We start from the raw sequence: 21308 nt of genomic DNA, 5'->3' as shown, positions 1-21308 counted from the left end.
CGTCAGGGCTTGGCGGACCGGTACCAGTCGGCCGCGCCGGGGTGCAGCGGCAGCGGGGTGGTGGCGATCGCCGAGCGGGGGCTCATCCGCCCGGCCGCCGGATGGGCGGTGGCCAGTTCCGCCCGGCGCTCCATCAGCAGCCGGGTCACCTCCCGCACCAGCGGCTCCGGCAGGTCCGCCCGGACGACCAGATAGTTGGGGTTGGCGACGGTGGTGACCGGATCCACCCCGTACACCGAGCGGGGGATGTCCCGGGAGACGTAGACCTCCCGGTAGCTGCGGCGCAGCGGCTCGGTCCACTCGCCCAGGTCCACCAGCCGGATCGAGGTGGCGTCGGCGAGCGCCGCCACCCCGCGTACCGGCAGGCCGCCGGAGAAGAAGAAGGCGTCGATCCGGCCGGCCCGCAACGCCGCCACCGAGTCGTCCAGGCCGAGGTGTTCCCGGCGGACCTGGTCGCCGCCGAGTCGGGCCACCTCCAGCAGGCGGGTCGCGGTGATCTGGGTGCCGGAGCCGGCGGCGCCCATCGAGACCCGCCGCCCGCGCAGGTCGGCGACGTCGCGGATCGGGCCACCGGCGGTGGTGACCAGGTGGAGCAGGTCGTCGTAGACGCGGGCCACCGCGAGCACCTTCGGTGGGTCGGCCGGGTTGGTGTCCAGCACGTCGGCCTGGGTGAAGCCCAGTTCGGCGGCGCCCGAGCCGACGAGCCGGACGTTCTCGGCGGAGGCGGCGGTGACCACCACACTGGCCCGGACGCCGGGCAGCTCGCGGTTGAGGACGGTGGCCAACGACCGGCCGAAGGCGTAGTAGACGGCGGTCGGGCTGCCGGTGGCGATCCGGATGGGGACCGGTTCGTCGGGGGAGTCCCGGCAGCCGGCCATCCCGCCGAACGCGACGAACAGCAGCATCAGCAGCACCGCGCCGGCGGAGGTGGCCCGCCGGCCGCGTCCGGTCCGGCCACGACTCACGCGGTGCACTCTGCGCTGTCACCGCCTCCGGCGCAAGCTCAGCCGGTCGGGGCGGTCGTTCCGGGGTACGTGGGGGAACCCGTGGGGCGTGACGGGGGTCAGGCTCCGGTGGGTAGCCGGGCGGGGGACAGCGCGGCCCGTTCCAGGATCCGCAGCCGGTCCGGGCCGTCGGCGACGCTCACCACCAGGCAGCCGGCCCCCGGCCGCAGCAGCGCCGACACCTCCAGCAGGGACGCCGACCGGACCAGTACCGCGGCCAGCTCCCGGTCGGCCAGGCGGATGCCGAGGATGTGCCGTCGCACGTGCCGGCCGCCGGCCATCAGCGCCGAGCGCCAGGCCGCCGCGGCGAGCCGGGTCCGCCAGGCGGCCCGGGGGGTGGAGGAACCCACGGCCGGGCCGAGCAGTTCCCGTCGTCCCTGCCGCCAACCCGTCTCGCGCAGCACCGTGTAGCCGGTGCGGCGGTCGGCGGGCACGTGCAACCGGTGCAGCTCGTAGCGGCGGCGCAGGCCACCGGTGACCACCTCGTGCTCGACCGGCACGTCGAGCCGGGCCAGCAGCTGCCGCATCCGCAGCGCGGCGTCCTCCCGGTTGAACTCCACCACGCCCCGGTCCGGTGGCGGGGTCGGGCCGGGGCGGGTGACCGCCGGTGCCGGCGTGCAGCGCACCAGGCAGGCCACCTCGAACGCGTCGGCCAGGGTCATCCAGTCCAGTGGCGGCGGGGTCGAGGGGAGGCGCGGCCGGTCGAGCAGGCGGGGTTCGGGGGTCATCGGACCGCTCCTTCTCGGTTTCGGGTTCCCTTACGGTCGCCTGCCGGTCCCGCCGGCTCCAGCCATCCGCACCGGATTTGAGGAAATCTTGCGTTCCTACAGGTCGGTGACCACCACGTCGACCCGCCGCGGGCGGCCCGCCGTCACCGGCTGCTCCTCGACCGGGTACTTCAGGTCACGCAGGGCACCGACCAACGCGGTCGCGGTGCGCGGCCGGGCCCCGGCCAGCAGCAGGTCGCGGACCAGCCGGCCCTTGGTCGCCTTGTTGAAGTGGCTCACCACCGTGCGTTCCCCCGGCCGGCGCTCGTGCAGCACCCGCACGGTTACCGTCCGCCCGGCCAGCTCCGCCGGGGGCGTCCAGGTCGCCGCGTAGGCGGCGGAGCGCAGGTCCAGCACCGGACCGCCGCCGGCCGCCGCCGTCAGCACCGGCGACAACACCCCGCGCCAGTACGCCGACAGCGCCCCCACCCCCGGCAACCGCGCCCCGATCGGGCACCGGTACGGCGGGATCCGGTCGGTGAGCCGTACCGCGCCCCACAATCCCGAGCTGACCAGCACCGAGCGGCGGGCCGCCCGCAGCGCCCCCGGCGGCAGGGTGGCCAGGCCGAGCGCCTCGTAGAGCACCCCGGTGTACACCTGCCCGGCCGGTGCGGTGGCGGCCCGGTCCAGCCGGGCGTTGCGGGCCAGCTCGCCGCGCTGGCCGGCGGTCAGCCCGAGGGCGGCCAGCGCGGCGTCCCCGGCACCGGCGGTCTCTTCCGACCGGCCGGCGGCACTGAGCGCCATCAGCGCGGTCAGCACCTCCTCCCGCGCCGGGGTCAGCTCGGGCAGGGAGAGCCGGGTCAGGTCGAGCCGGCGACCGGTGCCGGTGTCGGCCTTCCCCTCGGAGGGCGGCAGCAGGATGAGCACCCGCAAGAGCGTACGGGCCGGGGCCGGTGTCACGGCCGTACGACGCCCACCGGGTGGCGCACCCGACAACCGGCCGTCCCGTCCTGCCGGGGGCGACCTGGGGCGGCCCGGCCGACGCGCCCCGGTGTGCTCCCGGTCGCTCGCCTGGCCGCTGCCGGAGTCCTGTGGCAGGGTTGCAGCGTGCCCTCCACCACCGCGAGCCAGCTGGCCGTACCCACCCTGCACCGGGCCGCGCGGATCGAGGACGCCCTGCACCAGTTGGTGGAGCGCCGGCTGCGGCGGACCGGTTGGCAACCCAACATCGTCGCCTACGCCGGTTACGGCGCCCCCGGTTGGGCCCGGGTGCTGTGCCGGGTGCTGCTCAGCCGCCCCGAGCGGCGTAAGGGTCGGCTGGAGAAGGTCCGCGGCTGGCGCAGCTTCGCCACCCTGCCCGCAAAGCACGTCGAGGTCACCATCGAGGCCGGGGACGGCGTGCACACCGCCCGCGCCGACCGCAGCGGTTTCGTCGACACCGTGGTCAAGGCCGACTTCACCCCCGGCTGGGCGTCGGTGCGGCTGCGGGTCGCCGACGCCGAACCGGTCGAGGCGCTGGTGCGGGTCATCGACCCGAAGGTGCGCCTGGGCATCCTCTCCGACATCGACGACACGGTCATGGTGACCGCGCTGCCCCGGCCGATGCTGGCCGCGTGGAACACGTTCGTCCTCGACGAGCATGCGCGCACGGCGGTCCCGGGCATGGCGGTGCTCTACGAGCGGCTGGTCACCGCCCACCCGGGCAGCCCGGTGTTCTACCTGTCCACCGGCGCGTGGAACGTCGCGCCGACGCTGACCCGGTTCCTGTCCCGGCACCTCTACCCGGCCGGTCCGCTGCTGCTCACCGACTGGGGGCCGACGGCCGACCGCTGGTTCCGCAGCGGCCGGGAACACAAGCGGGCCACCCTGGCCCGGCTGGCGTCCGAGTTCCCCGACGTCCGCTGGCTGCTGATCGGCGACGACGGGCAGCACGACCAGGAGATCTACCGGGAGTTCGCCGCCGCGCACCCGGAGAACGTCGCCGGGGTGGCGATCCGCCGGCTCTCCCCGACCCAGTCGGTGCTCGCCGGCAGCCTGCCCGTGCCGAACGACCGGCCGTCGTCGGCGGGGCCGGTGGGCCAGAAGTGGCTCTCCGCCCCCGACGGGGCGGGCCTGTGGAAGCTGCTCCGCGACGCCGGCCTGGTCTGATCCCCGGCCCGACCGGCGTCCCGCGCGGTCGGGTCAGTCGCGGCGCAGCCAGAGCACGCCGAGCGGGGGCACCCGCAGTGCCGCCGAGGCCGGCAGGCCGTGCCAGGGGACGTCCTGGGCGTGCACCGTGCCGAGGTTGCCCACCCCGGAGCCGCCGTAGTGGTGCGCGTCGGTGTTGATCACCTCGGTCCAGGCGCCGCCGGCCGGCAGGCCGACCCGGTAGTCCTCCAGCGGGGTCGCGGAGAAGTTGGCCACACAGACCAGGGTCGCGCCGTCCGGGGCGATCCGGACGAAGGACGCCGCGTTGTTGGCGACGTCGTCCCCGGCGATCCAGCGGAACCCGGCCGGGTCGGTGTCCTGCGCCCACAGCGCCGGGGTGCCCCGGTAGGCGGCGTTGAGGTCGGCGACCAGCCGCTGCACCCCGGCCCGCGCCGGATCGTGCAGGAGGTACCAGTCCAGCCCGCGTTCCTCGCTCCACTCCCGGTCGTCGCCCAGCTCGCAGCCCATGAAGAGCAGTTGCTTGCCCGGGTGCGCCCACATGTACGCCAGCAGCGCCCGGACGTTGGCCAGCCGTTGCCAGGTGTCGCCGGGCATCTTGCCGGCCAGTGAGCCCTTGCCGTGCACCACCTCGTCGTGGCTGATCGGCAGCACGTAGTTCTCGCTCCACGCGTACGCCAGGGAGAAGGTGAGCTGGTGGTGGTGGTGCTGCCGGTAGATCGGGTCCTTCGCGGTGTAGAGCAGGGTGTCGTGCATCCAGCCCATGTTCCACTTGAAGCCGAAGCCGAGCCCGCCGTCGCTGGTGGACCGGGTCACCCCGGGCCAGGCGGTGGACTCCTCGGCGATCATCACCACCCCGGCGTGGTGCTTGTAGACGGTGGCGTTGACCTCCTGCATGAAGGCGATCGCCTCCAGGTTCTCCCGGCCGCCGTGCTGGTTGGGCAGCCACTGCCCCTCGGGGCGGGAGTAGTCCAGATAGAGCATCGAGGCGACCGCGTCCACCCGCAGGCCGTCGACGTGGAACTCGTCGCACCAGTACAGCGCGTTGGCGACCAGGAAGTTGCGCACCTCCCGGCGACCGAAGTCGAAGACGTAGGTGCCCCAGTCGGGGTGCTCGCCGCGGCGCGGGTCGGGGTGCTCGTAGAGCGGGGTGCCGTCGAAGCGGGCCAGCGCCCACTCGTCCTTGGGGAAGTGCGCGGGCACCCAGTCGAGCAGCACCCCGATGCCGGCGGCGTGCAGCCGGTCCACCAGGTGCCGGAAGTCGTCCGGGTCGCCGAACCGGGAGGTCGGTGCGAAGTAGCCGGTGACCTGGTAGCCCCAGGAACCGCCGAACGGGTGCTCCATCACCGGCAGGAACTCCACGTGGGTGAAGCCCATCTCGGTGACGTACGCGGTGAGCTGGTCGGCCAGCTCCCGGTAGCCGAGGCCGGGCCGCCACGAGCCGAGGTGCACCTCGTACACGCTCATCGGTTCCCGGTGCGGCTGCCGGCGGGCCCGCTGCTCCAGCCACTGCGCGTCGGACCACTCGTAGCGGGACCGGTGCACCACCGAGGCGGTGGCCGGCGGCACCTCCGCGTACGCGGCCATCGGGTCGGCCTTGTCCCGCCACCGGCCGTCCGCGCCGAGCACCCGGTACTTGTACCGGGCACCCTCCGGCGCGCCGGGCACGAAGATCTCCCAGACGCCGCTGGAGCCGAGGCAGCGCATGGGCCAGCCCTCGTCGGCCCCCCAGCCGGTGAAGTCGCCGATGACCCGTACCCCCCGGGCGTTCGGGGCCCACACCGCGAAGGCGACGCCCCCGTCGCGGACCCGCGCGCCGAGCGCCTCCCAGAGCCGTTCGTGCCGGCCCTCGCCGATCAGGTGCAGGTCCAGCTCGCCCAGGGTCGGCGGGTGGCGGTACGGGTCGTCGGTGACCCACCCGTCGACCTCGACCCGGTAGTCGAGCACGCTGCCCTCGACGCGGGCCTCGAAGACGCCCACGTCGTGCACCCGCTTCATCGGGTGCCGGTCGTCGCCGACGAGCAGCACCACGTCACCGGCGCCCCGCCGCATGGTGCGGATGGTGGTCCACCCGTCGGCGGGGTGCGCCCCGAGCAGGGCGTGCGGATCGTGGGTCGCGCCGGCGATCAGCTGGTCCATCTGGCGTCCTTCGAGGCGGGGTCGGTCGGGGTGCTGCCGGTGGTGGGACGGCCAGCCCTGCGGCTGCCCTTCCCCGTGCGGCGGGCCGTGGTGGGGCGGGCCACGGCGGGGCCGGTTCCCGTCGGGGTGGCCGGCTGGCCGTCCTCCGGGGCGGGGGTGGTCGGCGCGGTGCCGCCGGAGAGTTCGTCGGGGACGTCGGCCACTGTCAGCTCGGCCGGCTCGGCCCCGGCCGGCTCCGGGGTGGGTGGTGCCGGCGGCCGGCGGACCGTCAGCACGTGCGCGGGTTGCAGGTACGGGTCGAGCCGGACCGCGTTGCGCTGGCCCCACTCGTAGCCGGCCCCGGTCAGCTCGTCGTGCACGGTGAACCGCTCGTGCCAGTCGAAGCCGAGGGCCGGCATGTCCAGGGTGGTGTTGCCCCACTGCACGGTGTGCGAGTCGAACGAGCAGACCACGATGACCGTGTCGCCGGTGTCCGGGTCGTGCTTGGACCAGCAGAGCAGTGTCGGGTTGTCGATGTCGTGGAAGACCAGGTTGCGCAGCCGGTGCAGGGCCGGGTGCTCGCGGCGGACCCGGTTGAGGGTGGCGACGAACGGGGCGAGCGAGCGGCCGTGTGCCTGCGCGCCGGCCCAGTCCCGGGGCCGCAGCTCGTACTTCTCGTTGTCGAGGTATTCCTCGGCACCGGGTCGGGCGACGTGCTCGAACAGCTCGAACCCGGCGTACATGCCCCAGGAGGGGCTGAGCAGCGCGGCCAGCACCGCCCGGATCTTGAACATCGGCGGTCCGCCGTGCTGCAACGACTCGTGCAGGATGTCCGGCGTGTTGGGCCAGAAGTTGGGCCGCATCCAGTCGGCCGAGGCGACCAGTTCCTCGCAGTACTCCCGCATCTCGGCGGCCGTCGTGCGCCAGGTGAAGTAGGTGTACGACTGGGTGAAACCGATCTTGCCGAGGCCGTGCATGATCGCCGGCCGGGTGAACGCCTCGGCCAGGAAGAGCACGTCCGGGTCGGTCCGCTTGACCTCGGCGATCAGCCAGTGCCAGAAGTCGAAGGGCTTGGTGTGCGGGTTGTCCACCCGGAAGATCCGGATGCCCTCGCCGATCCAGTGCCGCACCACCCGCAGCACCTCGGCCCGGATGCCGTCGGGATCGTTGTCGAAGTTGACCGGGTAGATGTCCTGGTATTTCTTGGGCGGGTTCTCCGCGTACGCGATGCTGCCGTCGGCGCGGGTGGTGAACCATTCCGGGTGCTCGGTGACCCACGGGTGGTCGGGGGCGCACTGCAACGCCAGGTCCATCGCCACCTCCAGGCCCTGCTCGGCGGCGGCGGCGACGAACTCGCGGAAGTCCTCCGGCGTACCCAGGTCGGGGTGGATGGCGTCGTGGCCGCCCTCGGCCGCGCCGATCGCCCACGGCGAGCCGACGTCGTCGGGGCCGGCGGTCAGCGCGTTGTTGCGGCCCTTGCGGTTGACCCGGCCGATCGGGTGGATCGGTGGCAGGTAGAGCACGTCGAAGCCCATCGCGGCGACCCCGGGCAGCCGGTCCAGCGCGGTGACGAAGGTGCCCGAGCGGGCCGGGGCGTCGACGGTGGCCGGGATGGCGCCCTCGGAGCGGGGGAAGAACTCGTACCAGGCGGAGAAGAGCGCCCGGGGGCGGTCCACCCAGAGCCGGTGCGGCGTGCCGGTGGTGACCAGTTCCCGCACCGGGTGCGCCCAGAGCAGGTCGGCCAGGTCGAGCGCCGGGGCGACCCGTCGGGCCAGGTCGGCCTCCTTGTCGCCCAGCGCGGCCACCGCCGCCTCGACCCGCCCGACGTCGCCGGCCGGTACGAGTCCCAGCGCGGCGGTCAGCACCCGGACGCCCTCGGCCAGGTCGTTGGCCAGCTCGGCCGCGCCCTGCCCGGCGGCGACCTTCTTGGTCACCGCGTTCTGCCAGGTCAGGTACGGGTCCTGGAACGCCTCCACGGTGAAGGTCCACTCACCGACGGCATCCGGGCGGATGGTGGCGTGCCACCGGTCCTGCCCCGGTTCGCCGGGGCGCATCCGGGTGAAGGGCCGGGTCACGCCGTCCGGGCCGTGCCAGACCACGTTGCAGCCGAGCGCGTCGTGGCCCTCCCGGTAGGCGCGGGCCGACACCGGCACCAGCTCGTCGACCACCGCCTTGGCCGGGTAGCGACCGCAGGCGACGACAGGGGAGACGTCTTCGATCGGGAACCGTCCGCTCACCCGCTCAACCTACTGTGCGAGATCCCCTCGCGCTCGGCCCGGCCGGTCCGCCACCCGCTGGAAGGCCGGGTTTGCGCCTCTGACACGTACCGCCGTCCGGGTCGCCGACGCGGAAACCCGGGGTCAGCGCCTGGTGCGCCACGTGCGCGGCCGTGGGGAGCGGGCGCGGTCGAGCCTGTCCGCCGACGACGCGATGGGCCGAGGTCAGGCAATCTGACGGAGGTCGCTGCCGTAGTCGAAGATGATCCGCATCCGGGCGCCCAGGGCTCGTGCGTACCGGCCGAGGGTGGCCACCTCGTTGGCCTCCAGGTCGCCGTTCTCGATCTGGCTCACCCGGCCGGGCGTCACTCCCATCAGTTCGGCCACCTGCCGCTGGGTGAGGCCGAGTCGCTTCCGCTCCTCGGCAAGGTGGAACGCGCTGGCCCACGCCTCGGTGCGTGCGCGCTCCACGTCCAGCGCGTCGTCGTCGCCGTCGTGTAGATCGGCGCGGATGTCGTCCCAGTCATGGAAGTCACTCATCAGCCCTGCCTCCGTTTCCTCTCGACAGCGAGCCAGCCTTCGTACGTGACCTCCGCGACGGGAATCGCCTTCTCGTACCATCGCGTCCAGTCTCCGGCCTTGTTGCCGGCGACCAACAGCACTGCCTGTGACCAGGGATCGAAGACGAACAGGACGCGAATGGCGACTTCCCGCCCAGATCTCGGCCGCAACTCCTTGAGGTTGCTGATGCTCGAACCTTTGAGAGTGTCGACCAAGGGTCGGCCCAGACCCGGCCCGCTCTCGGCGAGCATGTCGATCGCCACGTTGACGGACCGGTACGCCCCCGGGTCGGCCCTGCTCAGAGCCCGTAACCAGTCACGGACATCGCCTGTCGTCCTGATCGCCCAGCGACGGGCGGGCTCGCCGGTCATGGCAAAACTATAGCCCGAGCTATACCAGGCGTGCCAGCCGAACCCGGCTCTCCGGTGGGTACTCGCCCTGCTGGATGCGGGCGTGCAGGTCGGCGGCGATCTTCCGGTAGCCCATCGGGATGGTCATGGAGCCTGCCTCCGTCCGGCAGTGCGGATTGTGGCGTGCCAGCGGTCCTGCCCCGGTTCGCCGGGTAGCGACCGCAGGCGACGACGGGGGAGACGTCTTCGATCGGGAACCGTCCGCTCACCCGCTCAACCTCCTGTGCGAGATCCCCTCGCGCTCAACCAAGCGTCCCCTTCTCCCGCCGACCGTCCGGTGGGACGTTTGCCCAGCTCCGGACACATGGCGTTGCGAGCTGATCACCGCGTGTGTATGGTCGGCCGGGTCAATCGACTGATCATGATGTGGAGGTCGGATGAATCGGCTCAAATCCCGCGTGGCGGCCCTCATGGCGGGTGCCGCGACCGCCGGCCTCGTCGTGGGCGCGGTGCCCGGTACCGCCGCCCAGGCCGGTTACTACCAGTACCGCAAGTGCTCCGACGCGGTCTCGCTCTCCTTCTTCGTCGACAGCACCTCGTCGACCACGCGATGGCCGCACTCGATCGGCTGGAACAACGTCATGTACGCGGCGCAGGAAGCCAACGGCCGCTACCACGTCTCGCTCTGGGACACCTCCGGTGACACCAACGGATGGGTCAGCACCGCCTGGGTCCGCGCCTGCTGAGCCGGCCCCCGCACCGTATCGGCGGTGACGCCGACGCGGCCCGCACCCACCACACCCGACGACCCGGAGGTACTCCGTGAGAACGACCAGCAAGCGCGCGTTCGCCCTCCTGGCGGTGACCGCCCTGACCAGCCTCGGCACGGCCGTGGCGACCGGCGGGGCCGCCCAGGCGGCCTACTACCAGTACAGCAAGTGCTCCACCGCCGTCAGCCTGTCCGTGTTCGTGGACAGCACCTCGTCGACCACGAAGTGGCCGCACTCGGTCGGCTACAACACCCGGATGTTCGCCGCGCAGGAGGCCAACGGCCGCTACCACGTCTCGCTGTGGAACGACAGCGGCGACACCAACGGCTGGGTCAGCACCGCCTGGGTCCGGCCCTGCTCGTAGTTCCCCGGGGTTCGCGCAGGCGTCCGACCTGCCCGTAGCTCTCCGGCGGCTGCCGTGTGGCCGGCCGTGCGGTAGGTCCCTGCCCCCTTCAGGCCCCTGCCCGCGTCGGAAATCCCCTCCCCGCGTCACCTGTCCGGAGACACGTGTGCCCGGCTGGCATGTCCCTGCCAGCCGGGCACGCCGTATTGGCGAGTGGCTGGCGGAGGATGCTGTCTCCCACTGCCAGGTGGCCCGCCGCATCCGCTGCGCCCGAGCGGAGATGCTCAGGTGGTGGGAGTCGTGGCGACGTACAGGCCGGCTCCCTGAACGCCGATGATGATCCCGTGGGCCTGTAGCAGCATCACCGCTCGCTGCACGGTCGAGACGCTTGCCGAGTAGAGCCGGGCCAACTCGGCGTAGGTGGGCAGCCGGCTCTCCGGTGGGTACTCGCCCTGCTGGATGCGGGCATGCAGGTCGGCGGCGATCTTCCGATAGCCCATCGGGATGGCCACGGAGCCTGCCTTTGTCCGGTAGTGCTTTCGCCGGAGACCCGTATGCCTGTCGGGCATTTTTATGCCGGACAGGCATACGACCTTCTGGAGAGTGGTACGCCTGTCGGGGGTTACGCAGCGTGCGTGCAGTCACCGCCATTCCGGGCTGTCGAGTGCCCAACAGCGGTCCACGCGCTACGCGGGGGGCTTCGATGCCACGAACGAACCCTTGCCCTGTCGGGTGACGATCCAGCCGCGCTCCTCCAGGATTCGGAGAGCGTAGCGGACCGGCCAGGCGCTCGACTGGTACTGCTCGCGCAACTCCGCGATGGACGGCAACTTGTCGTCGGGGTGAAGCGTGCCTGCTCGGATCGAGGCTGAGACATCAGCGATGATCTGCTCATACAGCGGTGCCTGCGGCATGGTGGAGCCACCTCTCGTCAGCACCCCGATCTTTGCACCCGCGGTGACTTACCGTGCCTGCTCAGTTGACCCTGACGGCATTGCCTTCTATGTTGGGTGACGACAGCGGCTCTCTCGTCAGCAAACGGGGTGCCTCTGACCGGGGCGGGGTGGCTTCCATGCCAGGCCACTCCGCCCTGCCGCTTCAGCAACGTCGGTTCCCTGCTCGGAGCCGTGCGAACTGCATCTTGGCGTGTCGGTGAGGAGGCCGGGATGGATGAGCATTCACATCAAGGGCTGCGGGGAGGGGCGTACCCGGTCCCGGGCGGCCCTGCTCCGCTGCCTGACGGCGACCGGGTGCCCGTGCCGGTCCGGTCGCGCCGCACGCTGCTGCGTCGGCGGCGGTTCGCCTACGGGGTGGCGGTCGCGGTGTGCGTACTCGTGCTGCTCGTGGTGGGGGTCTTGCGGTGAGCGGGACGGGGCGGCGGTGAACGAGCTGCCGGTGGGCCGCCGGGTCGCCCAGTGGCGGGTGCGGCGCAACATGACGCAACAGCAGTTCGCCGACCATCTCGGCAAGTCGAAGAGCTGGGTCGACAAGGTCGAGCGCGGGGTACGCCGGCTGGAACAGGTGTCCAACCTCCGGATGGTCGCCGAAACGCTCCGGATCGACCTGGAGGTGCTGCTCGCCGGGTCGGCGGGGGAGTCGGCGCGACCGGAAGCCGCCACCACCGGGGTCGACGCGGTGCTGGCCGCGCTGGCCCGCTACCACGTCGAGCCGCCGGCCCGGCCGCCCGACATCGCGGAGCTGCGCACCCGGCTGGCCCACGCGGAGCAGAGCTACCGGCACGCCCGGTACCCGGAACTGCTCGTCCTGCTGCCCGGACTGGTCGACGCGGTCCGCGCGGCGCGGGCACTGCGGCCCGGTCGGGCTACCGACGGCCTACTGGCCCAGGGGTACGGCCTGGTCGCGCTGGTGCTGCTCAAGGTCGACCGGCCGGAGGTGGCCTGGCTGGCCGCCGACCGGGCGGTGGCCGCCGCGAAGGTCACGAAGGACCCGTGGGTGGCCGCCGCCGCCACGGTGCCGTTGGCCCAGGCCCTACGCCACGGCGGCCGGCGGCGGGCCGCGATGGAGGCCGCCGCCGTCGCCGCCCACCGCCTCCTGCCGGGGCGCTCCCCGGGCGCGCCACGGCCGACCTCGTCGACACCCGGTGACGACCCGTCAACCGACCCGGCGCTGCTCGCCACGCTGCTGCTCCAGGCCGGCCTGGCCGCCGCCGGGCGGGGTGACGGCCGGGCCGCCCGGGACCTGCTCGACCGGGCCGGCCGAGCCGCCCGCGACGCCGGGGCCGAGGGCGGCACAGCGGCGGTCGAGGCGGCGCGGGTGGTCGCCGAGGCCGCCCTCGGCGAGGTCACGGCGGCGACGGTACGCCACGAGCGGCTGGTGTCCGGCGACGAGTGGCGGTGGCTGCCCCCTGAGCACCGGGCCGCGTACCTGCTCGACGCCGCCCGTGCCTACGTGCTCGACGGCAACCTGCTCCGCGCCGGCCGGGCGGTGCTCGAAGCGGAGCGAACCGCCCGCAGCGAGGTCCACCACCGCCCGGCGGTACGCCCCCTGGTTGCCGTGGTGGCCCGTTCCGCCGCCGCCCCGCCCGCCCTGACCCGCCTCGCCGCCACCCTCCACGTCACCTGAGCCTGGTGCCTACCTGTCGCCGTAGTGGTACCGGCAGGCGATGATCTCGACGTCGTCCTTCGTGATCCGGTACACCAGCCGGTGTTCACGATCGATCCGGCGGGACCAGAACCCGGACAGCTCACCCCGCAGGGGCTCCGGCTTGCCGATGCCCTCGTATTCGTTGCGCATGACGTCCGCGATGAGATCGTTGATGCGCTTGACCAGCTTGCGATCCGTGTGGCTGAGGTACTGGCCCCATGCCGTCGCGGTGAAGACCAGCCTCACGCGACGTCCCGTACGGTCGTCGGGTCGACCAGTTCCCGCTCGGTGGCGTCACCCTCGTCGAGCTCCGCGATCGATCGGCGCAGGGCCGCTGCGTTGCCCGGACTGCGCAGCAGGTACTCGGTCTCCTTCATCGACTCGTACTCCGCCAGCGGCACGATGACCACCGGCTCGTGACCCGACCGGGTCACCACCACTTCCTCCGCGTCGTTGATGACGCTGTCGAGTTCGGCGGCCAGGTTCTGCCGTAGCTGGGTGAAGTTCACGGTCCGCATGACCACCTCCGAGGTAGGTACAGAAAACTGTACCTGACCTCTCCCTATGCCCGCAGCGAGCGGTACGCCCGCGACGCCGGGGCCGCCTCGCCGCCACCCTCCACATCACCTGAGAGCAGCCAGACAGAGACCTGCGACACGTATCATCTGTAATACGTATCTAGGGGGCTGCGGTGAAGTTGAACAGCAAGGGTCAGGTGACGATCCCGGCGGAACTGCGGGTCCGGTACAACCTGCACGAGGGTGATGAGGTCGACGTGATCGAGGAAGGCGGCGCACTGCGCATCGTGCGCGTCAGTGACGCTGAGACCCGTGGTCAGCGTCTGGTCCGGCACATGCGCGGCAGGGGCAACGCCCCGGAGGTGCGGGGCATGTCGACCGAGGACCTGATGGACCTGCTCCGTGGGGAGTGAACGGATCCGGGCTGTCGCCGGTCGGGTGCCGGAGACGGTTGCCACGCTGGTCGACACCAACGTCCTGTTGGACATCTTCACCGAGGACCCGCATTGGGCCGACTGGTCGGCTGAGGCCCTGGCCAGCGCCCGCGACGAGGGCGTTCTGGTGATCAATCCGATCGTGTACGCCGAGGTGTCAGTGCGGTTCGACGGTGTCGAGGAACTCGACGCCGCGCTGCCCGCCACGGATTTTCTCCGCGAGGACCTGCCGTACCCGGCGGGCTTCCTGGCCGGCAAGGCTTACGCGCGGTACCGCCGGCAGGGCGGCTCCAAACGTTCGCCGATCGCCGACTTCTCCATCGGCGCGCACGCGGCGGTCTGCCGCTACCGCCTGCTCACCCGCGACAGCAGCCGCTACCGCTCGTACTTCCCGACCCTGGAGTTGATCGCGCCCGGGGAGTGACCGGTCCCTGCTTCGTCCAGCCTGCGTGGCAGCGGAGGGACGGGGGGAGGAACCCGCCCTATGCCCGCAGCGAGCGGTACAGCTCGAGGGTCTGGACGGCGATGGCGTCCCAGGAGAAGTGCTCGACGGCCCGCCGCCGGCCGGCGAGACCCAACTCCTCGGTGCGCTGCGGGTCGGCCAGCAGCTCGTTGATCGTCTTGGCGAGGTCGGCGACGAACCGGTCCGGGTCCAGCGGGTTGCCGCTGCCGTCGCCGGCCTGCTCGATCGGCACCAGCAGCCCGGTCTCGCCGTCGGCGACCACCTCGGGGATGCCGCCGGTGGCGGTCGCCACCACCGCCGTCTCGCAGGCCATCGCCTCCAGGTTGACGATGCCCATCGGCTCGTAGACCGAGGGGCAGACGAAGACGGTGGCGTGGGTGAGCACCTGGATCACCTCGGGCTTGGGCAGCATCTCGGCCACCCAGACCACCCCGGACCGGTTGGCCCGCAGCTCGCCGACCAGCCCTTCCACCTCGGCGGCGATCTCCGGGGTGTCCGGGGCACCGGCGAGCAGCACGAGCTGGGTGTCGGCGGGCAGCTCCCGGGCCGCCCGCAGCAGGTACGGCAGGCCCTTCTGCCGGGTGATCCGCCCGACGTAGACCACGCTGGGGCGGGCCGGGTCGATGCCGAGCCGGTCGAGCACGTCGGTGCCGGGGTCCGGGGCGTACTGGGCGGTGTCGATGCCGTTGTAGACCACCCGGACCCGGTCCGGGTTCACCGCCGGGTAGGCGGTCAGCACGTCCCGGCGCATCCCCGCGCTGACCGCGACGATCGCGTCGGCGGACTCCATCGCCGTCCGCTCGCACCAGGAGGAGAGCGCGTAGCCGCCGCCGAGCTGCTCGGCCTTCCACGGGCGCAGCGGCTCCAGGCTGTGCGCGGTCACCACGTGCGGCACCCCGTACAGCAGCTTGGCGGTGTGCCCGGCCAGGTTGGCGTACCAGGTGTGGCTGTGCACCACGTCGGTGCCGGCGCACCCGGCGGCCATCGCCAGGTCCACGCCCATGGTGCGTAGCGCGGCGTTCGCGCCGCCCAGGTCGGCCGGCTCGGGGTACGCGGTGACGCCCGGCTCGTCGCGCGTCGCGCCGAAGCAGTGCACCCGGACGTCGGCGAGCCGGCGCAGTTCCCGGGCCAGGTACTCGACGTGCACCCCGGCCCCGCCGTAGACCTCCGGCGGGTACTCGCGGGTCAGCAGGTCCACGCGCAGCGGGGCGGAGTCGGTCATGACCGGCACCCTAGTGCAGAATCCGGCCGCGCACCGGTCGCGGAACTGTGCCCGTACGAGTGGTGAAGTCGCAGCGGTATGGATAGCGTCTGGTCATGGCTGCCAAGGTGCTCGCGATCGTCCTGGCCGGCGGAGAGGGCAAGCGCCTGATGCCGCTCACCGCGGACCGGGCCAAGCCGGCCGTCCCGTTCGGCGGGATGTACCGCATGGTCGATTTCGTCCTGTCCAATCTGGCGAACGCCGGCTTTCTCAAGATCGTCGTTTTGACCCAGTACAAGTCCCACTCGCTGGACCGCCACATCACCAAGACCTGGCGGATGTCGACGCTGCTCGGCAACTACGTCACGCCGGTGCCGGCGCAGCAGCGCCGGGGCCCGTGGTGGTTCGCCGGCTCCGCCGACGCGATCTACCAGAGCTTTAACCTGATCAACGACGAGCAGCCGGACTACGTGATCGTCTTCGGCGCCGACCACATCTACCGGATGGACCCCCGGCAGATGGTCGACGACCACATCGCCTCCGGGGCGTCGGTCACCGTCGCCGGCATCCGCCAGCCGCTGTCGACGGCCGACCAGTTCGGCGTGATCGAGGTCGGCGAGGACGGCAAGCGGATCCGGGCCTTCCGGGAGAAGCCCACCGACGCGGTGGGCCTGCCCGACGCCCCCGACCAGATCTACGCCTCGATGGGCAACTACGTCTTCTCCACCCGGGCGCTCTGCGAGGCCGTCGAGCGGGACGCCGCCGACAAGACCAGCAAGCACGACATGGGCGGCAGCATCATCCCGATGATGGTCGAGCGGGGCGAGGCCAACGTCTACGACTTCCAGGACAACGAGGTGCCCGGCAGCACCGACCGGGACCGGGGCTACTGGCGGGACGTGGGGACGCTCGACTCGTTCTACGACGCGCACATGGATCTGATCAACGTGCACCCGGTGTTCAACCTCTACAACTTCGACTGGCCCATCTACACCGACCAGCCGCCGTACCCGCCGGCGAAGTTCGTCCACCAGTGGGGCGAGCGGGTCGGCCGGGCGGTCGGCTCGATGATCTCGCCCGGCGCGGTGATCTCCGGTTCGCTGGTGGAGAACTCGGTCGTCTCGCCGAAGGTCAAGGTGCACTCCTGGGCGCAGGTCGACGGCGCGGTGCTGATGGAGGGCGTCGAGATCGGCCGGCACGCGGTGGTCCGCCGGGCCATCCTCGACAAGAACGTCTTCGTGCCCGAGGGCGCCGAGATCGGCGTCGACCTGGAGAAGGACCGGCAGCGCTACACCGTCTCCGACAACGGCGTCGTCGTCATCGGCAAGGGGCAGCGCGTCGAACCCTGAGCCGGGTGTGACCCGGCCGCCGCCGGGGAAGACAGCGCTCCCGTCCCGTACCACCGAGGAGGTTTCCGCAGTGGCCCACCCCCGTGCCGGACAGCCCGCCGAGCCCGCCGACCTGGTCGACGTGCCCCGGCTGGTGACCGCCTACTACGCCGAGCACCCGGACCCGGACGACCCGGCGCAGCAGGTCTCCTTCGGCACCTCCGGTCACCGGGGGTCCAGCCTGCGCAACGCCTTCAACTCCGACCACATCCTCGCGGTCACCCAGGCGCTCTGCGACTACCGCCGGGAGCAGGGCCTCACCGGGCCGCTCTTCCTGGCCCGGGACACCCACGCGCTCTCCGCCCCCGCCGAGGCCGACGCGCTGGAGGTGCTCGCCGGCAACGGGGTGACCGTGCTGCGGGACAGCCGCGACGGCTACACCCCCACCCCGGCGCTGTCGCACGCCGTGCTCACCCACAACCGGGGACGCACCGACGGGCTCGCCGACGGCATCGTGATCACCCCCTCGCACAACCCGCCCGACGACGGCGGCTTCAAGTACAACCCGACCAACGGCGGGCCCGCCGACACCGACGTCACGAAGTGGATCCAGGACCGGGCGAACGCGATCCTGGCCGCCGGGCTCAAGGAGGTCAGGCGCATCCCGTACGCGCGGGCGCGGGCCGCCGACACCACCGGCACGTACGACTTCCTCGCCGGGTACGTCGACGACCTGCCCTCGGTGCTCGACATCGACGCGATCCGCGACGCCGGGGTGCGGATCGGGGCCGACCCGCTCGGCGGGGCCAGCGTCGGCTACTGGGGCGAGATCGCCGAGCGGCACCGCCTCGACCTCACCGTGATCAACCCGCTGGTCGACCCGACCTGGCGGTTCATGACCCTCGACGGCGACGGCAAGATCCGGATGGACTGCTCGTCGCCGAACGCGATGGCGTCGCTGATCGCCGCCCGGGACCGGTTCCAGGTCTCCACCGGCAACGACGCCGACGCCGACCGGCACGGCATCGTCACCCCCGACGGGGGCCTGATGAACCCCAACCACTACCTGGCGGTGGCGATCGGCCACCTGTTCCGTACCCGGTCGCAGTGGGGTCCGGCGGCGGCCGTCGGCAAGACCCTGGTCTCCTCCTCGATGATCGACCGGATCGCCGCCGACCTGGGCCGGCCGCTGCTGGAGGTGCCGGTCGGCTTCAAGTGGTTCGTCCCCGGGCTGCTGGACGGCTCGGTCGGCTTCGGCGGCGAGGAGAGCGCCGGGGCGTCCTTCCTGCGCCGCGACGGCAGCACCTGGACCACCGACAAGGACGGCATCCTGCTCTGCCTGCTCGCCGCCGAGATCATCGCCACCACCGGCCGGACCCCGAGCGAGCACTACGCCGCGCTGACCGACCGCTTCGGTGCCCCCGCGTACGCCCGGATCGACGCCCCGGCCGACCGGGAGCAGAAGGCGGTGCTGGGCCGGCTCTCCCCGGAGCAGGTCACCGCGACCGAGCTGGCCGGTGAGCCGATCACCGCGACCCTGACCAGCGCCCCCGGCAACGGTGCCCCGATCGGCGGGCTGAAGGTGACCACCGGGTCCGGGTGGTTCGCGGCCCGGCCGTCGGGCACCGAGGACGTCTACAAGATCTACGCCGAGTCGTTCCAGGGTCCGGAGCACCTGGCCCGCATCCAGGAGGAGGCGAAGTCCCTGGTCGACGGGGTTCTCGGCTAGTCCTCGCCAGCGCCGTCGCGCCCCGCCCAGCCGCCCGGAGCGGCCGGGCGGGGCGTGCCGCGTTTTCCGGCGTTTCCCCTCGGGAGCGTGTCGTGGCATCGACTGGCTCGTTGCCCATGAGGCGACCCGAAACAGTGAGGGGAACATCTGATGAACCGGTCTGGGGTGGCCCTCGACCCTGGATCCGGGAGCGACGTCACCGCCGTCCGGTCGGTCCATCCGGTGCGCGCCCCCCGTCTGGAACGACAGCGGGAGGTGGTCGGCTGGCTGCTGCGGTGTTACCCGGTCAGCTTCCTGGTGCTCGCCCCGTACGTGCTGATGATCTTTCCGATGGCGGTGTTCCACCGCAATCCGGACACCGGTTTCATCGTGCTGCTGGTGGGCCTGGCCCTAGCGGGCAGCTTCTCCGTGGAGTCGGTCAGCCTGCTCTTCGGGCGTCCCGATCCACAGTGGCGGCACGGCATGCGGCAGGCGACCGCCCGCTATCCGGCCATCTATCCGGTGGCCCGGCTGGTGACCGTGACCAGCATCGTGGTCGACCTGCTCGGTGCCTATCTCGGACGCGGGAGCATCGTGGCGCAGATCTACGGCGAGGTGCCGGACGGGCCGATGGTGGCGCTGACCAAGCTGTTCTCCGGTTGGGCCGCGCTCGGCTTCGCGCTGCTGGTCGCCAGCCACCTGGGCGGTCGGCTGTCCAGGGCGAAGCTGTACGGCTGGCTCGCCGCGCTCGTCGCCAGTCAGACGATCGTCACCCTCTTGACCGCGCTCACGGCCCCCCTGATCTCCTTCGTCTTCTTCACCGTGGCCGCCGGGGCGGTCTGCGGCGTGTTCCGGCTGCGGTACCTGCTGCTCGGCACGGTGGTGCTGGTCCTGGTGTGGCCGACGATGTTCGCGTACCGCAACGGGATCCGGGAGGAGCAGGGCATCGCGGTGGACAGCGCGGTGACCGCCACCGACCGGATGCGCCTGGACCGGCAACTGACGGCCGTGGAGGGCATCGAGGTGCCGGTCGACCTCGGCCAGCCGGGCCTCACCGACCATCTCCGGTACGGGCTGATTCCGCGCATTCTCGACTCCGACCGGCCGGCCCTGTCGACCGGGCAGCAGATCAACCAGTTTCTCGGTGGCGGGCCGACGTCCGCGTCCAGTTTCCTGCTGTTGGGCAACATCTGGTTCTTCGCCGGCCCCGTCGGTGTGGTGGCGGTGCACGCCTTCTGGGCCGGGTTCGTGGCGCTGCTGCTGCGCTGGCGGGCCCGGCCCGGCCCGGCCCGGCCCGGCTGAGCCTGTTCTGCCTGGTCTGCTCCGACGTGCTGCTCTGGTCCGGCACCTACCCCGACTCCACCATCGGCTTCATGCAGCACGTGGTGTCGGCCGCCACCGTCTTCTTCCTGCTGTGGTTGACCCGCACCATCGCCCTCGGCCGGGGCGGTCCGGGCACCGTGGCCGCCCCGGGGTTCCCCCGCCGTACCGGACGACCTGCGTGACGCTGCCGGTGGGCGCCGACCGGTGACCGTCGGGGTCCGTTCCCGCGTCACCGGGCACCCGGGCGGGGTCCGTCCGCGGACCGGCCGACGGGCGCTGCTCGCCCTGGTGGTCGGCGGGTTGTCCAGCGGCGGGAACCTGCTGGTGGCGATCACCGTGACCCGGCTGGAGTCGATCGGCGGGGTGGGCCGGTTCGCCCTCGCCTTCTCGTGCTACGTCCTCGTCTCCGGGTTGGTCCGGAGCATGGTGACCGAGGCCGTCCTGGCGGCGGGGACGGGGGTGCGTTCCGCCGCCTCCCGGGTGCTGCTGCTCGGCACGCTCTGCGGTGCGCCGCTCGCCGTCGCGGGTGCGGCGTACGGTTCGGCCTATCTGCTGCTGGTGGGCCTGGCCCTGCCGGGCCTGGTGCTCTACGACTACGCCAAGGCGACCGCCCTGGGCCTGGGCACCCCGGCGGGCGCACTGCTCCAGGAGGCCACCTGGACGGCGGTCACCTGCGCCGCCGCGCTGGGCGCGTTGTTCCGGCTGGTCGGCGCGCCCTTCGTGGTCGCCGTCTGGGCGCTCGCCGGTGGCCTGATCGGCGTGCTCGTCGGACTGCGCCGGGGGTACGCCCGACGACCCGGTTGGGGTGCCGGCCGGGCGGAGAGCCGGGTCGCGGTGGGGTTCGGCACCCAGTTCCTGCTGACCACCGGGTCGGCTCAGGTGTCGTTGAGCGCGGTGGCCGCCGTCGCGGGTACCTCGGTGGTCGGCGCGTTGAGCGCCGGCCGGACCCTGCTGGGGCCGGTGAACCTGGTCCTGTCCACCGCCGCCACGCTGACCCTGCCCTACCTGGCCCGTGGCCGGACCGGCTCCCGGGCGGCGCGGTCCCGGGCGGCCGTCCGGGTCACCCTGCTCGTGGCCGCCGGCATCCTGCCGCTGACGGCCGCGATCGCCCTGCTGCCCGACGCGGCCGGCCGGACGCTGCTCGGCGGCAACTGGGACCTGGCCCGTGGTCTGCTGGTGCTGCTGGCCCTGGAGAGCCTGTTCGCGGTGCCGGCGGCCGTCGGCTTCGCCGGGTTACGGGTGGAGCAGGCGGGCCGGCGGGCGATACTGCTCGGCGTCCTGCTGGGGGGTCTGCGGGTGCCGGTGGTCGTCGTCGCGGCGGTGCTGGGCGGTGCGACCGGCGCGGCGGGCGCGCTCGCGGCGCTCGCGCTGGTCAGCGCCGTCGCCTGGGCCGGCAGCTACCTGTCGCTGCTGCGGCACCGTGGGGCGCACCGCGCGTCGGCGCACCCCCGGCTCCTCCCGGCCCCGCCCGGCGGGTGAACCGGGCGGGCCCGGGCGTCAGGCCGACCGGAGCGC

24 protein-coding genes are annotated in these 21308 nt (G+C 72.5%); 12 read left to right on the top strand and 12 right to left on the bottom strand.

Features of this window, described 5'->3' with window-relative positions; genetic code table 11:
• Positions 1 to 2: 2 nt before the first annotated feature.
• The 3 genes from GA0070623_RS08845 to yaaA all read right to left on the bottom strand — a co-directional run bounded on the left by GA0070623_RS08845 (position 3) and on the right by yaaA (position 2638).
• A complete protein-coding gene (locus GA0070623_RS08845; protein ID WP_269749283.1) occupies positions 3 to 965 on the bottom strand; it encodes a TAXI family TRAP transporter solute-binding subunit in 963 nt (320 codons plus the stop codon).
• Between the two features lie 98 nt (positions 966 to 1063).
• Positions 1064 to 1732: a hypothetical protein gene (locus GA0070623_RS08840; protein ID WP_067303433.1), complete on the bottom strand. Its 669-nt coding sequence runs from the start codon at positions 1730 to 1732 to the stop codon at positions 1064 to 1066.
• Between the two features lie 96 nt (positions 1733 to 1828).
• A complete protein-coding gene (gene yaaA, locus GA0070623_RS08835) occupies positions 1829 to 2638 on the bottom strand; it encodes a peroxide stress protein YaaA (protein WP_067303436.1) in 810 nt (269 codons plus the stop codon).
• A gap of 237 nt (positions 2639 to 2875) precedes the next feature.
• Between yaaA and GA0070623_RS08830 the strand changes: the two genes are divergently transcribed.
• On the top strand, positions 2876 to 3859 hold the full coding sequence (locus GA0070623_RS08830) for an App1 family protein (RefSeq protein WP_407937993.1): 984 nt from the start codon (positions 2876 to 2878) through the stop codon (positions 3857 to 3859).
• Between the two features lie 33 nt (positions 3860 to 3892).
• On the opposite strand, the gene glgB is transcribed toward GA0070623_RS08830, so the two are convergent.
• The 4 genes from glgB to GA0070623_RS08810 all read right to left on the bottom strand — a co-directional run bounded on the left by glgB (position 3893) and on the right by GA0070623_RS08810 (position 9122).
• The gene (gene glgB / locus GA0070623_RS08825; protein WP_067303439.1) at positions 3893 to 5995 is read right to left on the bottom strand and encodes a 1,4-alpha-glucan branching protein GlgB; all 2103 of its coding nucleotides are present in this window, start codon (positions 5993 to 5995) and stop codon (positions 3893 to 3895) included.
• Positions 5983 to 8211 carry an alpha-1,4-glucan--maltose-1-phosphate maltosyltransferase gene (locus GA0070623_RS08820; RefSeq protein WP_269458978.1) on the bottom strand — a complete coding sequence of 743 codons (2229 nt, stop codon included), beginning with the start codon at positions 8209 to 8211 and terminating at the stop codon, positions 5983 to 5985. Before GA0070623_RS08820 ends, glgB begins: the two co-directional genes overlap by 13 nt.
• Positions 8212 to 8415: 204 nt before the next feature.
• Entirely contained in the window at positions 8416 to 8730 is a 315-nt protein-coding gene (locus tag GA0070623_RS08815) for a transcriptional regulator (RefSeq protein ID WP_067303443.1), read from the bottom strand.
• Entirely contained in the window at positions 8730 to 9122 is a 393-nt protein-coding gene (locus tag GA0070623_RS08810; RefSeq protein ID WP_067303446.1) for a type II toxin-antitoxin system RelE/ParE family toxin, read from the bottom strand. Before GA0070623_RS08810 ends, GA0070623_RS08815 begins: the two co-directional genes overlap by 1 nt.
• Before the next feature lie 416 nt (positions 9123 to 9538).
• Between GA0070623_RS08810 and GA0070623_RS08805 the strand changes: the two genes are divergently transcribed.
• Positions 9539 to 9847 carry a hypothetical protein gene (locus GA0070623_RS08805; RefSeq protein WP_157517458.1) on the top strand — a complete coding sequence of 103 codons (309 nt, stop codon included), beginning with the start codon at positions 9539 to 9541 and terminating at the stop codon, positions 9845 to 9847.
• Between the two features lie 76 nt (positions 9848 to 9923).
• On the top strand, positions 9924 to 10235 hold the full coding sequence (locus GA0070623_RS08800) for a hypothetical protein (RefSeq protein WP_067303453.1): 312 nt from the start codon (positions 9924 to 9926) through the stop codon (positions 10233 to 10235).
• Positions 10236 to 10498: 263 nt separating this feature from the next.
• On the opposite strand, the gene GA0070623_RS08795 is transcribed toward GA0070623_RS08800, so the two are convergent.
• Both GA0070623_RS08795 and GA0070623_RS08790 read right to left on the bottom strand, forming a co-directional pair.
• Positions 10499 to 10726, bottom strand: coding sequence for a winged helix-turn-helix domain-containing protein (locus GA0070623_RS08795; RefSeq protein ID WP_331715205.1), 228 nt, complete (start codon positions 10724 to 10726; stop codon positions 10499 to 10501).
• A 174-nt stretch (positions 10727 to 10900) separates the two neighbouring features.
• Positions 10901 to 11128, bottom strand: a complete 228-nt coding sequence (locus GA0070623_RS08790; RefSeq protein ID WP_067303456.1) for a winged helix-turn-helix domain-containing protein — start codon at positions 11126 to 11128, stop codon at positions 10901 to 10903.
• Between the two features lie 252 nt (positions 11129 to 11380).
• Here GA0070623_RS08790 and GA0070623_RS30930 point away from each other — a divergent pair, with 252 nt between their 5' ends.
• On the top strand, positions 11381 to 11578 hold the full coding sequence (locus GA0070623_RS30930) for a hypothetical protein (RefSeq protein ID WP_231932721.1): 198 nt from the start codon (positions 11381 to 11383) through the stop codon (positions 11576 to 11578).
• A gap of 16 nt (positions 11579 to 11594) precedes the next feature.
• Positions 11595 to 12797 (top strand): helix-turn-helix domain-containing protein, encoded by a 1203-nt coding sequence (locus GA0070623_RS08785; RefSeq protein WP_067303458.1) that lies wholly within the window; start codon positions 11595 to 11597, stop codon positions 12795 to 12797.
• Between the two features lie 9 nt (positions 12798 to 12806).
• Here the strand turns inward: GA0070623_RS08785 and GA0070623_RS08780 are convergent, their stop codons facing one another.
• Entirely contained in the window at positions 12807 to 13064 is a 258-nt protein-coding gene (locus GA0070623_RS08780) for a Txe/YoeB family addiction module toxin (protein ID WP_067303462.1), read from the bottom strand.
• Positions 13061 to 13336, bottom strand: coding sequence for a type II toxin-antitoxin system Phd/YefM family antitoxin (locus GA0070623_RS08775; protein WP_067303547.1), 276 nt, complete (start codon positions 13334 to 13336; stop codon positions 13061 to 13063). The genes GA0070623_RS08780 and GA0070623_RS08775 overlap by 4 nt, the downstream gene beginning before the upstream one ends.
• Positions 13337 to 13509: 173 nt before the next feature.
• Between GA0070623_RS08775 and GA0070623_RS08770 the strand changes: the two genes are divergently transcribed.
• Complete coding sequence (locus GA0070623_RS08770) at positions 13510 to 13749, top strand: AbrB/MazE/SpoVT family DNA-binding domain-containing protein (RefSeq protein ID WP_067303465.1); 240 nt, start codon at positions 13510 to 13512, stop codon at positions 13747 to 13749.
• Positions 13739 to 14194 carry a type II toxin-antitoxin system VapC family toxin gene (locus tag GA0070623_RS08765; RefSeq protein ID WP_067303470.1) on the top strand — a complete coding sequence of 152 codons (456 nt, stop codon included), beginning with the start codon at positions 13739 to 13741 and terminating at the stop codon, positions 14192 to 14194. Before GA0070623_RS08770 ends, GA0070623_RS08765 begins: the two co-directional genes overlap by 11 nt.
• A 58-nt stretch (positions 14195 to 14252) precedes the next feature.
• On the opposite strand, the gene glgA is transcribed toward GA0070623_RS08765, so the two are convergent.
• Positions 14253 to 15455 carry a glycogen synthase gene (gene glgA / locus GA0070623_RS08760; RefSeq protein WP_067303550.1) on the bottom strand — a complete coding sequence of 401 codons (1203 nt, stop codon included), beginning with the start codon at positions 15453 to 15455 and terminating at the stop codon, positions 14253 to 14255.
• A gap of 95 nt (positions 15456 to 15550) precedes the next feature.
• Between glgA and glgC the strand changes: the two genes are divergently transcribed.
• The 5 genes from glgC to GA0070623_RS08740 all read left to right on the top strand — a co-directional run bounded on the left by glgC (position 15551) and on the right by GA0070623_RS08740 (position 21272).
• Positions 15551 to 16783 carry a glucose-1-phosphate adenylyltransferase gene (gene glgC / locus GA0070623_RS08755; protein ID WP_067303473.1) on the top strand — a complete coding sequence of 411 codons (1233 nt, stop codon included), beginning with the start codon at positions 15551 to 15553 and terminating at the stop codon, positions 16781 to 16783.
• A 70-nt stretch (positions 16784 to 16853) separates the two neighbouring features.
• Complete coding sequence (gene pgm, locus GA0070623_RS08750; protein ID WP_067303476.1) at positions 16854 to 18491, top strand: phosphoglucomutase (alpha-D-glucose-1,6-bisphosphate-dependent); 1638 nt, start codon at positions 16854 to 16856, stop codon at positions 18489 to 18491.
• Positions 18492 to 18713: 222 nt separating this feature from the next.
• On the top strand, positions 18714 to 19772 hold the full coding sequence (locus GA0070623_RS08745; protein WP_157517459.1) for a hypothetical protein: 1059 nt from the start codon (positions 18714 to 18716) through the stop codon (positions 19770 to 19772).
• A gap of 26 nt (positions 19773 to 19798) precedes the next feature.
• Positions 19799 to 19975 (top strand): hypothetical protein, encoded by a 177-nt coding sequence (locus tag GA0070623_RS29885; protein ID WP_157517460.1) that lies wholly within the window; start codon positions 19799 to 19801, stop codon positions 19973 to 19975.
• 22 nt (positions 19976 to 19997) lie between these two features.
• Positions 19998 to 21272 (top strand): MATE family efflux transporter, encoded by a 1275-nt coding sequence (locus GA0070623_RS08740; RefSeq protein ID WP_067303484.1) that lies wholly within the window; start codon positions 19998 to 20000, stop codon positions 21270 to 21272.
• The last annotated feature ends 36 nt before the right edge of the window (positions 21273 to 21308 follow it).

The organism is Micromonospora rifamycinica, assembly GCF_900090265.1.
Taxonomy (GTDB): Bacteria; Actinomycetota; Actinomycetes; order Mycobacteriales; family Micromonosporaceae; genus Micromonospora; species Micromonospora rifamycinica.
Note: the sequence above shows the minus strand (reverse complement) of the source record. Positions and strands in the feature narration are given on the sequence as shown.